7 protein-coding genes are annotated in these 12,506 nt (G+C 47.3%); 1 reads left to right on the top strand and 6 read right to left on the bottom strand.

Going from position 1 to position 12,506, the window contains the following annotated elements; all coding sequences use genetic code 11:
- Positions 1 to 237: 237 nt before the first annotated feature.
- The 6 genes from AWM79_RS05765 to AWM79_RS05740 all read right to left on the bottom strand — a co-directional run bounded on the left by AWM79_RS05765 (position 238) and on the right by AWM79_RS05740 (position 10,522).
- Complete coding sequence (locus AWM79_RS05765) at positions 238 to 849, bottom strand: FMN-dependent NADH-azoreductase (RefSeq protein ID WP_060782382.1); 612 nt, start codon at positions 847 to 849, stop codon at positions 238 to 240.
- Between the two features lie 856 nt (positions 850 to 1,705).
- Complete coding sequence (locus AWM79_RS24145) at positions 1,706 to 2,869, bottom strand: tyrosine-type recombinase/integrase (protein WP_167375420.1); 1,164 nt, start codon at positions 2,867 to 2,869, stop codon at positions 1,706 to 1,708.
- 217 nt (positions 2,870 to 3,086) lie between these two features.
- Positions 3,087 to 3,590 (bottom strand): hypothetical protein, encoded by a 504-nt coding sequence (locus tag AWM79_RS05755; RefSeq protein ID WP_060782380.1) that lies wholly within the window; start codon positions 3,588 to 3,590, stop codon positions 3,087 to 3,089.
- Positions 3,590 to 5,869, bottom strand: coding sequence for a hypothetical protein (locus tag AWM79_RS24880; RefSeq protein WP_156430084.1), 2,280 nt, complete (start codon positions 5,867 to 5,869; stop codon positions 3,590 to 3,592). Before AWM79_RS24880 ends, AWM79_RS05755 begins: the two co-directional genes overlap by 1 nt.
- On the bottom strand, positions 5,866 to 8,124 hold the full coding sequence (locus tag AWM79_RS05745) for a hypothetical protein (RefSeq protein WP_060782378.1): 2,259 nt from the start codon (positions 8,122 to 8,124) through the stop codon (positions 5,866 to 5,868). Before AWM79_RS05745 ends, AWM79_RS24880 begins: the two co-directional genes overlap by 4 nt.
- A 1,222-nt stretch (positions 8,125 to 9,346) precedes the next feature.
- The gene (locus AWM79_RS05740) at positions 9,347 to 10,522 is read right to left on the bottom strand and encodes a DUF4427 domain-containing protein (protein WP_060782377.1); all 1,176 of its coding nucleotides are present in this window, start codon (positions 10,520 to 10,522) and stop codon (positions 9,347 to 9,349) included.
- 997 nt (positions 10,523 to 11,519) lie between these two features.
- Between AWM79_RS05740 and AWM79_RS05735 the strand changes: the two genes are divergently transcribed.
- Positions 11,520 to 12,506 (top strand): AAA family ATPase, encoded by a 987-nt coding sequence (locus AWM79_RS05735; protein WP_060782376.1) that lies wholly within the window; start codon positions 11,520 to 11,522, stop codon positions 12,504 to 12,506.

Genomic DNA, 12,506 nt, shown 5'->3' with positions numbered 1-12,506 from the left:
TGTGTATTTAGCATGCTAAGTTCTCTTTCATTCCCTGAAAATTGGAGCTGCGCTTAAGACTTCGACTGACTTTTTGAGGTGTTCGGAGCATCTGTGCCGAAGAGCAATCCTCAGTCAGCACAAGTCGCGTCAACCAAGGCCACCCGATGCAAAAAACTCCGTATTCGATCACTCGCATGATCAGAGCACAGAGTTTAGTGTTTGTTACCGGAAGTTTCTTGCTCGTTTACAAAAGCTTTACGCAGCGGCGAACAATCTGTTGTTGATCCGTGCCTGGGCGTCGCTCATCGCCTTGGCGCGAACCTCTTCACCGTAAGCCAGGCCGTGGGCACGAATAAACTGGATATCGGTGATGCCCAGGAAACCAAACAGCACTTTCAGGTAGTCTTCGTGGGCTACACCGGTCGGTTGGCCTTCGTGCAGGCCACCGGAAGTGGAGACGATCACCAGCTTTTTGCCGCCAGCCAGGCCTTCGGGACCGTTTTCGGTGTAGTGGAAGGTCTTGCCGGCGACGGCGATACGGTCGATCCAAGCCTTGAGCTGGCTCGGCACGGAAAAGTTATACATCGGCGCGGCGATCACGATGGCATCGGCAGCGAGGAACTCTTCCATGGTCGAAGCACTGAGCTCGGCTTCATGGCGCTGGGCCGCGTCACGCAGTTCGGCGGCGGTGCCACCGGCAACCAAGGTCAGGCTGGAAAAGTGGCTGATGGCATCGCTTGCCAGGTCGCGATAAGTCACCACGCTCGAAGGTTCGGCGGCTTGCCAGGCTTCAACCACGCGACGGCTCAGTTCGCGAGAGGCCGAGTTGTCGCCTAGGATGCTGGAATCGATGTGCAAGAGTTTCATGTGGTCTCTCCAAGTGAGAATCGCCTCTCAGCGATCAAGTTGGGACAATCCTACCTGTGAAACCAATAGCTGATTAGTCGCTTAAAATACGATAGCTTGTCCCACTGATAGAACAATTGAGCGATCACAATGCAGGATCTCAACGTTTTCCTAGACGAACCACTTACACCCCCTTTTCTGATCAATACTCCTCACTCCTCCTAAAGCAATAAACACCCAAATGATACTGATGGGGAGTGATCCTACCCCTACTCTATAGGTTGCAAAGCTACTTAATTGAACCAGCATGATCCGCGCACCCCAGCGTCATGATTATGTCAGAGCCTCGTGCGCCCCCGCCTTCACATGACTGTGGGCAACACGCTCTCCGAGCGCATGATTTTGAGTTGGTGATCAGGTCTCATGCCTGCCTTCAAAGCTATCCAGAAGCAGATAGACAGATGGGAGGACTGGTAAGCCGGCTCTCCATAGGCCAGGTGGCGCTACTCAGCCTAAGCACCGCGCAGCAGCCTGCGTGGGACTTGCTGCCACGCGGTAAGCCCTGAAAGGCCCAGAGAACCTTTGTGATAGCTGATAGTCGCGCCGACATAGCGGCGTCTGGGAAATCTAGCACCGTCAACAGGGCCGTAAGCCCTGCTGGTACTTATACCGGCACAAATTGAACCCCAGGCGGTACACGCATCAGAAGCATCATGCCCCGAGGGACTCGCCACACGGTACTGAGCCAACCAGAGTAGAGAGAGCAACAATGGCGGATGGATGACCCGCCACCATGGAGCGTTGCCTTGCATAAAGAGATGTCCGAGTTGGGCAAACCGCAGGCCGTATTGGCCTTTCCGTGGTTCGGAAGCAGGAATCAGGTACGGGTGCGCAGGTAGTTTCTAATCGTGCTTATGGAGCGATCTTCCTGGTCTTGAGCAGAAATGAGCCCGGCCCTATAGTCCGCCTCATAATCATCCAGAATCGCTGATAAAGCTTTCACAGAAGCATCCGCGAACACATCACTGACAACCGCTTCCATGCGGGCAAGTTCGTTGTACGCGAGGTGGATGTACCGATCCAAGCTCTCAGTTATTTTATGACCAGTCCATTCCTGCAACACCCGCTTGATCACATCAGCGTTCGCCAAAGCTCGCCGCATCACATCGGTGTTTTGCAAATCATAATGAACGATCAACTCCTTAAACTTTTCAGTAATGAAGCGATGCCTGAACATATGTGGATGTGAACGCTCAGAAATCCCTGCTGATTGTTTTAAATCTGAAATACCGTTCGTGATAGTATTAATCGCCAGCGCATTGCCGTTTACGGCGTTCACAAAAACAAATCCATGATCAACAAAACCAGAATACTGTGGTTTTTGGCTGATATCATAAATAATATCAGCACGATCACCTTCAATATAAGCAACCCAGGTATCAATCACCACATGCGGAACGGGAACGAACCGGTATTCATTCGAACCTTTAGCCGAAGGAATCTTCACCAAGGGGTGTGAGAGCGAAGACCTATAGGCGCGCATGATGTCAGGTACTCGGATCCGGGCAGCTTCACAACGCCTACTACCAGTATTTACTAGAATGGAGATGAGTAGTAATGAACGAGACGCTACATCCCGGGAACATTTTCTCGCAGCGGATTTTAGGGCAGTTATTGCACTGGGCGTGATAGGACTTCTGGTTCGTGCACCACTAGAAAGGGGAAATGAGTGGTGATACCAGACGACCTTTCTGAAATGGGAAGGATCATCACGTCGTTGCTTTTGGTTAACCTTAAACGCTTTGACAACTCCTGCTTCAGAAACAAAATCGGGGCGATTGAAAAGGCTCGATATGAAAGATAGGCAGTCAAGGCATTTTGTACCAATAGCCCTTACAGTATCTGGCACTTTTATAGGGTCATTATATTCATCAACCTCAGCACTAAGACCTTTAATGAACATTGTAAAATACGTATCAGTCAATTGTAAAAAACCTAGCCTATTCCTTTCTAAAAACCTGATAAGGTGAGTGATCTGCATGCAATACTGCCTCAACGACCCCCCATTGTTAAGGAGTGATGCTTTTTCGAATCTCCATACATTAAGAATATATGCGTTAACCTCAAAGCAATACTCACCACTAGACCAATAGAAGCATGGTAGATCGGCGCAACTCGTCTCCCCCTCATCATAGGTAAGGCCATCGTGCAGAGTAGCATGGGGGGGCAGAGGGCGGTGGAGCTGATTAGCTACCATTTTACAATCTCCTGGTACCAAGGATTTTCATGATCTTTTTGATCTCTAGATCATAGTATTCTTTAGGACTCACTAAATCCAAAGTCGCGAGATCAAGAGAAAGCCTCATCAGCTCGGTAATCACCAATGTCAAGCGTTGCAAATCTACGTCCTGCGCCGAAATGACTTTTTGCAGCTTCGCCTTGTCATCTTGCAGTGATCGGCGAGAACCAGGCTTGGTTTTTTTTGTCTTCAATTTTGAAAAAGCTCTGTTGACCAACAGCCTTAAATCCTCTACCCCCTCAAAGCCCTCACCTAAGCCAGAGCAAAGCTTTTTGAAAGTATTGAGACTACATCCAACGATACCTAACTCCGGGTTGTCATAAGCAGCCAACTTTACCTGGGACTTCACAGCCCCCCTAATCACTTGATCAGCCGCGTACTGCTGCGGTTCATCTAATATCCCATACAGCAATTTTACAAGCATCACAATTGTAGCTTCGCTTGTGCGATGAGGTTTTTTCATCACAATTTCAACTTTACAATCAAATGGACGTCCTGGCGGATGCCTTGATCGTCTTCAACACGCACAAAATCAGGCTGCAAATCAATTAGCTTAAGAGTTAAAAGATACTCTAAATTGTCATACACGTCGGTTTCTGAAAGGCTAGGTATATCACTCCTAAGTTGTTCACCACATGACGCACTAGCCCGACGCAAGATCGATTTTAGGGACGAGACATCCTTGAGAGTTAAGTCGTGAACATTATTAACTTCACAGAGAAACCTCTTGAGAACATTGATGTTTTCGATAGTAGGAGATTCAGCTAGAGCTGCTTCAGTAAGTGTTCTTGCCTTGACCTCCTGTAACATGGCCCCTGGGGTGACCTCAACAATGTAAGTGTACAGATGTTGAATATCGCTATGGCCCATGAATGCACGGAGTGCATCAAGATCTTTAAATCCTGCAGAAGCGAAGAAAACCATTGCGAAAAAACGACGAAACTGATGCTGACGCACATAAAACCGGTGTACCCGACCATTCAATTCAATAGTTGGTGTCTGAGTATAATCACAGATCGCTGTAAGACAACTATTGTAGGTAGATGGGCTCATCGGCCTAGCGGTGACATTTTTTGCCCCAACGTAAAAAAACAAAGGCATGTCCGCAGGCATCAGGCCCTCGCGAACAAATGCATGGTGAAATATTTTGAGATCCCAGAGTAACTTGGCAACCAGCGTAGGGATTGGAACTGTCAAAAATTCTTTGGCATGCCGATTACCGGTTTTGCCTGCCATGAAGCCCAGTTCGTATTCGACGGATAGGTTAGCGGGATCGTAAGGATTAACATCCGGATATAGACACGTTTCTGACGCAGCGGTGAGCAGTTCAGTCTGCCTACGGGCGGTCAAAGCGCCAATGATCACCAAATAACTGCCCATTAAAATTAGATATGAATTAAACAACGCTTGATTTTGGCGAAGAAAAGGGTGATATGCAGGGCTTTGAGTTGAATAAGGAATTAACCAATGCTTATAGTCCCCTCCGAGAACCTGGAGCTCAGAGTCAATAATTATTTTCGCCGCAGAGTCAAGCGAAATATATTGGAGCCGAATATCGCCATGGCTTGTACCGGCCAGCTTAGCAACAAGTGGCATAATTAGTGCTTTAAACCTAAATATGTAGTCATATGAATCACGAATTAAGTTAAATACTACCTCACCTGGTACTGACCGATAACGACCGAGGGGCTTCGGCCCCACTTTTTTAAGGATACTAGATAGACTCAAATTAACGCACACATTAGAATTGAATTTAAGTCCTGGAACCAACTCCTGCGCCAACCTTAGACTCCGGACAACTTTCAAATGGATTGATATGACACGCTTCGAGGGTGGCCGAGTGGTCTCATTGCGCACGGGCACTGCGGGAAACTCTGAATTGCACGCAATGCCTTCATTTAACTCATCAAAGGTAGGCGGAACCAAGCTCCTTCCTGCAAGTGTATTTCTGTAAAAGAAACACAAAAACTCAGAGGAATTGTATTTCACCATACGAAATTGACGAGAGAAAAAATTATTAATTACGATATACGTACGAGCCTTTATTAATTCATCATCTGTTAGCAACAACTTCCTGTCGGAGGTCGGAGGCAAATCGCGCAAATTTTCAAATATCAGCTCTGCTTCACTGATTTGGCTTTCAGAGATACCGGATGCAGCGCGCTTTAGAAAGCCTTCGAGCTTCGATGGATAATCGTATAAACATGAAGATGCCGGATTGCCGGTTTTATTAATCAGATAGTCCGTTAAATCAACAGATCGTATGAGGTTGAAGCCAGAGGTAATTAAACCAAGACGTTCACCATTCATCAGTAGGTGGTCTGTAAATTTCATGCCAAGCCTAAACCGATTAGCTTCAGCACCGCCCGACTTCCTTCTGTTTCTGTTATATTTCGGATGTATCTGTATGGCTAGAAATGTTTTTATCCCTCTAAGCAATGTCGAATTCTTAGCATCAGTTAGCAGAGATGAATCATATAGCTCTATACGGAAGTCCACTGTAATCCGAATATTGCTACTTGCTTGACCGAAACAACAATGCCAAACATTAGAATTGAAATTTGATCCACTCACCAGCCAGTCGGGAAAGTCTAGATCTTTGTCGCCAAAAGCACCATTCTCTTTGGTTTTCTTCAAAAGCATGCGCTGGTCATAAAAGCTTAGGTTTTCAAAGTCAGCATGATCAGGTGATAAGTTCCCCGGACTGTAATGTTTTGGGCGGCTTTTTTTTGTGTTTTTCATGCTGCCTCTTTGAAACCAATAAGCTGATGAATTTTTGCTACCAAAGGCTCTGATAGTTCAATCTTCGATAAGATAGATAGCACCTTATGGTCAACCAAATCGAGCTCGCCACTTTTGGTAAGCTCAACCGCGTGCCGGGTGAGCGCGGCAGTATTGCGCCAGTTTTGAAGCACTTCGGGCACCTCATGCCCGGAAGCAATTAACTGGCTGACAACATGATCGACACAAACCATGAAAGTAGATATTCCAATTTCAACCGGTATTATCCCTTTGTTTAAAATTTGGCTTGGATTCCTCTCATCTGCTGGCAACCAATTTTTTAGGTTCAGTTGACCTGGCAAAGATTTCAACCGATAGTGCTTAAGGAATTCGTCAAGCTCTTCGAGCGTATTTAGTCCTATTACATCCAGGAGGTGTTCTGAATCCTGGAAAGACTCGAAGATGATTCCATCTTGAAAAGTTCTAATCCACCTGCCAAGATAGTAACGCCTGATCACCTTAGGCAAATATCTATCCAGCAGTTTTGCCGAATAATGCTTGTGACCTAGAGCTTCAGACATCGCTTGGACGCTTGACGTTTTGAAATAGACAATCACACCGGCAGTGGCACGCATGGATTTAAGTGACAGTCGTCTCAGGAGTGTCTTCGAATGCTTACCGAAATAGAAGGAGATTTTCTCTGCCAATAAGCTCGTGCAATTTTTCTGAGCGCTCATTCCTGATATTTTACCGAGCCTGGTAGGTGAGGCCAAACCTGTAGAGGAACTCAATAACGTATAACGCGCTGCTGGATCATTATGCGCTTGTAACCAGGCCCTTGCCTCACCTGTCAGTTCGTAAATTTCGGATAACAGAACTCTGGCCTTCGCAGTGAGGCGTAAGGTTTGCTCAGCATCTGCAGCGCCTCTGCGTGGCTTCAATCCAGTAGCAGAGTTAAGCTCGTCATTGAATCCAAATTTTTGATTATACTTATCGGTGTACTTGTGCCCCAACAACCAAGATTTGGTTATAGCTGGAACTTCATTAATCAACAGATAAATAAATGGTAACAAAGTAACGCTATCTAGCAGTTTAAGCTCTCGACTTGCTTCAGCCTTTTTGACACCATAAAATTTTTCAAATTTGTAGTCATCAAGCGTGAAATATACGTTGTCAGTCCATTTTTTACATAGAAGCATGTACTGTTTTTCTTTTTCTGTCGCATTCGCGAACAGCTCTTCGTTTGAACAATTTACGGCCGCAGCCTGCTGCCTTCTAAATGCCTCTAGAGTTTCAAGGCGCGCTTCTTCACATGCCTGTACGATAGTATCAACATCGGTATTTATTTTGTCATACAGACGCTTTGCTGCAGACTCATCGCTGATATGAGAAGGCATGGCTGTAATGAGACTTACAAGGTTAATACTTCCGCCTTTCGCGAATGGATTACCATCCACAACGCCAACATATTCTTCAAACGCGAAATCATATAATTTTGCCGGAAACAGCTCGTGCGTTATGAAAACATCTTCAACTACTCGCATCATCGCAGACCAATCTCGCGAGAACGCTTTCATATCAAGCCCCTGATTCAATCTTCTTTTCTGTTCGAGCGCATGGGCGTGTTCAAAGAACGCGTGCATTTCGATGGGATCTTGAACAAGATCCAGTTCGAATTTATCCTTAAATGCTTTAGTTAAAGATTTTAATAGCATTGACACACTTCGGTTCACCGACATAGCGCTAATGTAAGGGTATTTAGTTACATGATCCCGGATACGGCGATAAAATTCGTCACATACACCCTTTCCGAACTGGTCATAAACAGCCGACAAATACACGAATATTGGTTTTTTATCTGGATAGGAAAGCCACCAGCCTTGATAGTAATTGATTCTTTCCCGACTCACACGAAGAGACCTGTAGTATTCCTTACACTTATTCTTCAGCTTACTGCCACAAACAATTTTAAAATCCTCAACATTTAAGCCTATTAAATGTCCCACCTTCCTAACCTTACTAACTAGTATCCAAGCGTAAACATCTGTCGCATTAGTTTCTACTAGAAGAAACCCCCAGAATGCGGCTATAAACATCGGGTCTTTCAAGGCGCTTATATCCAAGCGAGCTATATCTAAAAACTCATCCAACAACCCCAAGGCTTGCGCAGCGACACTGCGGTCAGTTTGATTAGCAAAGAAACCCACAACCTCAGATATAAAATCCCCGCTTAGAAAAACACGAGGATAGTAAGAAAATGAAATTGTCCTAATCACGAGACTCACACTCTAAATTTTAATATTATAAGCAATACCATGGTATCCCAATCAACGCAAACTTATTTAAAGCCAACTAAAAATATTTGCCTCAAGTACCAAAGTTATGTGACACGGCCAAACGCATTCCTAGATTTACACGTGCTCTTTAGGCAAATAACTTCGTCGTGCGTCACTATGCGCAGCACACAAGCGCGCCGAATCGGACAGACTCTCTTTAAACTAAATCCCTGCAAATAAGTTTGGCTGAGCTCGCCATCGCGACGTCGACAGGGGCTGCATGGGAGATATGTTTGCTTAGCGAGGCGTTACGTCAAGTTTTTTGCCCAATTTGGGTTAAATAGGTCACATGCTTGATGATGGCAGACTTCCGGTCAGCAGCATTGGAGGAATACTTATATATTTCAATAGGATAACAACTCATCATCCAGTGCTGATCGTTGTGCGCCTACCTTCAGGACGCTGTTGATCTGAAGCGTTGCTCGCCTGCCTAGCTCCCAGCCCACCAGGCACCTTCTTTCCCCTTGCTCCGCCTCGCTCTCCTTTCCGCTCCAATTTACTTACAACAACCAAGAGTTACTTATTTTGAGGGAGGAACCTCCACTGGCTCAGCCCACAAATAGTTAAACAACTTAATTAACTTTCAACTACCACACAAGCTAGATCATATTTATAGCAATTACTTCCTCCGCACCTGACCTTAGGCGACGTGAAGGCGAACTCTATGTAATCTCCTGTTATTTGCAACGCACGCTAACCGGAGCGTAAGCTACATCGGCGCCTACTCCTTGGGTTAACGTTTCAACGGTTTTAGCTGGGACATGCCGGGCTCACCCAAGCATCTATCGTTACGGAGCTGTTTCTCAGTTGAACAAATTCAGCGCGAAATATATCTAGGAATTATAGATACCAGTCGTAAATACAAACGACTCCCTGCACTTGTCTAATCGAGCAAACACGAAGCAAATAGGATGCCGCAGACATCAATCAACCGCACGAACCTACCTAGCAAACCTTCCTTCAGGTAAAAGTCAGTGGCCCCATGCCAGCGCCGCGGCCTGTGTCGCTACAGCTGATCATAGGTGTAATTCAATCAGGCTCAGCCAACGACGAAAACAGGCTTTTGCCTATAAAGAATTTAGTGACGCCATTCAACAAAAGTGGGACGATTAAAAGAACCAAATCCTTCAAGTTGCAAGATGCCCGTTCACTCCTCACCAACCTATTCTCCAACGGCGCATATTTTATCAGAGACATTGGTATCAACAACGTAATATCCTGTTTCGCACAAGTCGCCGCTGAACGATGGAACATCGTCGAAAGATTGCGAGTTTAACACACTAAAATAACTGCTCCGAATACCGAAGTCTTTATACAACTCAAGCCCCAACTTCAGCGCTGCGTCTTGGCGCAACCGCAACTCTTTCAGATTCTCCAATTCATCCAACGAGGCCAAGTACCGGCCATGCTTATTGACCTTGACTCGACCAGCCATTACTAACGCCCTGACGTACTCGTGAGTGTTGCCTTCAAACCAGAGCCAGCATCCTCCCCTTTCTACGACTGGCTCTCTACGAACAGGCCCGTCATGTAGCAGTACCCGCGACCCGAAATCAAATGGCAAGATCAACTGAGACAAGATTCCGACATTCAAACATGATTTGAAGTCATAACACGCGCTGGCGAATGCAGAATTCACCTCATTCTCACTGAGGCCTTCAAGGCTATCCGGCAGCTTGTCGCATACAAGGATATGATCAAAGTGCGTAGTGGAAATGATTTGGCGATCAATCAGAGACAGAATGTCGTATTGAAGTGCCCGAGCGCTCGCCATATCAGGAACAACTACCCCTATTCCCGCCCATTTCTTCTGGGACAGTTTAAGTCCTGGGATAGTGTTACCTTCCCATCCGCTGCTCTCAATCCTCTCGATACGACGCTTATAGTTCCCCGTGTGCAACCACCTCCACTCCGGCTCGCTGCCGCCCGTAGGGGATCCACTATGTCCTGCATCCCTCCCAACCACTGGCTGGATTCCTCCCTTCTGCGCGACCTTCAACGGGAAGGTCAGGGCGTACTGGGTGGCTGACTCGCTACGCGGACTGAAACCATCACGCACGGCGATCAGGTCAGCCAGGTTGAAGTCAGAGAAGCACACCGCCGGCTGGGGGCTAATAATGGTTCTGTGGCCCTCTCGGACACCATAGGTCGCCCAGATGTGTTGGAAACGCACAGCGGCTCTCAAAAGAAAACCTGCAGACCATTGATCATCGGCATATTCGCAATTCAGCGGAAACGCTTCGGGAATGAACTCCGGACGCGACTTACTCGCTAGATCAACATTTCGAAAATAGTGCACGACGCGCGGGCCTATTTTCTGGTCAATTTTCTTACGCATCCTTAGCCTCCATCATCAAAGAAAATCATCCAACATCATCACTCTTAGAGCCTATAACTCACCACCAACGAAACAAACATAGATCCAACTAAACCACTCCGCAAGTATCTGCCCAATCTTTTCGGCCACACCCTTACTTAGGGATATTACTTATATTGAGCAAACTACAATATTAAGGACAAGCGCTACTAATTAGGTGAGACCGCAAAAACCAATCGCTTCATAAAAACCTGCGAAAAGACCTGTACCAAACCCCTTAAATACTCCCATGAAAACCCCAATAAACATGAAGTCTTTAAACAACAATTGAAGGTATTGGAGACTATTAGCGTTTAGGCACCGGAAGGCGGATGAGCGACTATGCAGGCCGACCCGAGGGCCAGATCACCGATTCACCCAGAACACCCTAATTCACATCCACCGATGCGGGCAGATCCATTGCGGCGCCCCATTGCCCCTAATACCGACCCGGCTGACAGCCCACCGAAGACGCGCTGCGCGGTGACTCCCCGCCCTTTGGAAATCGCGTTGGTACAAACCACGACCGTTTGTCGGGACAGGTCTAGGGCAGAGCCCACTTAGGCAGATTCAGAAGGGGAGCACTATGCAAGACAAAGGGCGCGAGGCCGCTAGTGGCGCCCCTGCGTACCCCGAACCACCTAGCATTTTCGTTCCGACGACCGCCAAATGGCCACCGCCTGGATGCACAGATATCCCGCCAGACCAGGCAATAGCAAAATGACACCATCCCAACGTCCTCTACTGGACAAAATGCCACCATTTCGATACCCTATTTTTCGGGAATAAAGAATGACATTCAGATGCTCATCAATAGGTTAGCGGCGCTACCTTAAACTTTATATTTGGAATGGAGTCCACGATGATGTTCGCTCAGACCTGTCTATCCTGTTAGCGCATTTCTGCTGAGATCAATTTTGATCAGGGATTAGTTTCATGAGCCAACGGCTCAGAAAATTCTCTACTGCAGGAGCCAAAAATGGCTAACGGAAAAATCCTCAGGCAACTCTTCAAAGCCGGCACCCTAGGTGATCCAGCGGCGTTTCGCCTCGCATCCGAAGCGATCATTGAAGAAGAGCGCCAGAAGCAGCATCACCTGCTTGCTAACGATCTGGAACAGATCCTCTACGGTGGAGACCTGCACAAGCAGTCTTCCCCGAGAAAACCGAAGTTTGAGTTCGACATTCCCACGGATAAAGAGCGTGGACTCCCCCTGCTCGACATTCGTCCTCCTAAGCGCTCACTGGAAGAAATCATCCTTCCAGAAACCAGCTCTGCAATGGTTGAAGAAATGTTGGAGGAGCATCGTCGCTCGGACATCCTGCGCAGCTACGGTATGAGGCCTTCGGGTAAGGTCATCTTCTTCGGCCCTCCTGGTTGCGGTAAAACGCTCGCAGCCGAAGTGGTGGCCTTTGAGCTGGATAGACCACTGGCGATTGTTCGCCTGGACGCGCTCGTTTCGTCGTTTCTGGGCGAGACCGCTGCCAACCTGCGCAAAGTCTTCGAATTCATTGCCGACCATTCGCTTGTCGTACTTTTCGATGAGTTTGATGCGATTGGTAAAGAACGTGGCGACAGCGCTGAGCACGGCGAGCTTCGCCGTGTAGTCAATGCGGTGCTGCAGATGATGGATGCCTACGACGGCAAAAGCTTGATCCTTGCTGCGACTAACCATGAGAGCATCCTGGACTCGGCCATCTGGCGTCGCTTTGATGAGGCGATCGAGTTCCCGCTCCCGAACCGCGCACAGTTGACGATGTTACTTAAGCTCAAACTGAGGGGCATCCGGCGGCAGTTTGAATTGGACGACGACGAGCTGCTCGCGGAGTTTGAAGGAAAAAGCGGGGCCGACCTAGAGCGTGTGGTTCGCAGGGCCGTTAAAAGAATGATTTTGAGGGGCCAAGAATTCCTTACTATCAAAGAACTGCGCAGCGCTCTTGTTCGCGAAGGACTTCGAAAACATTAA

The sequence above is a fragment of the Pseudomonas agarici genome (genome assembly GCF_001543125.1).
Taxonomy (GTDB): domain Bacteria; phylum Pseudomonadota; class Gammaproteobacteria; order Pseudomonadales; family Pseudomonadaceae; genus Aquipseudomonas; species Aquipseudomonas agarici.
Note: the sequence above shows the minus strand (reverse complement) of the source record. Positions and strands in the feature narration are given on the sequence as shown.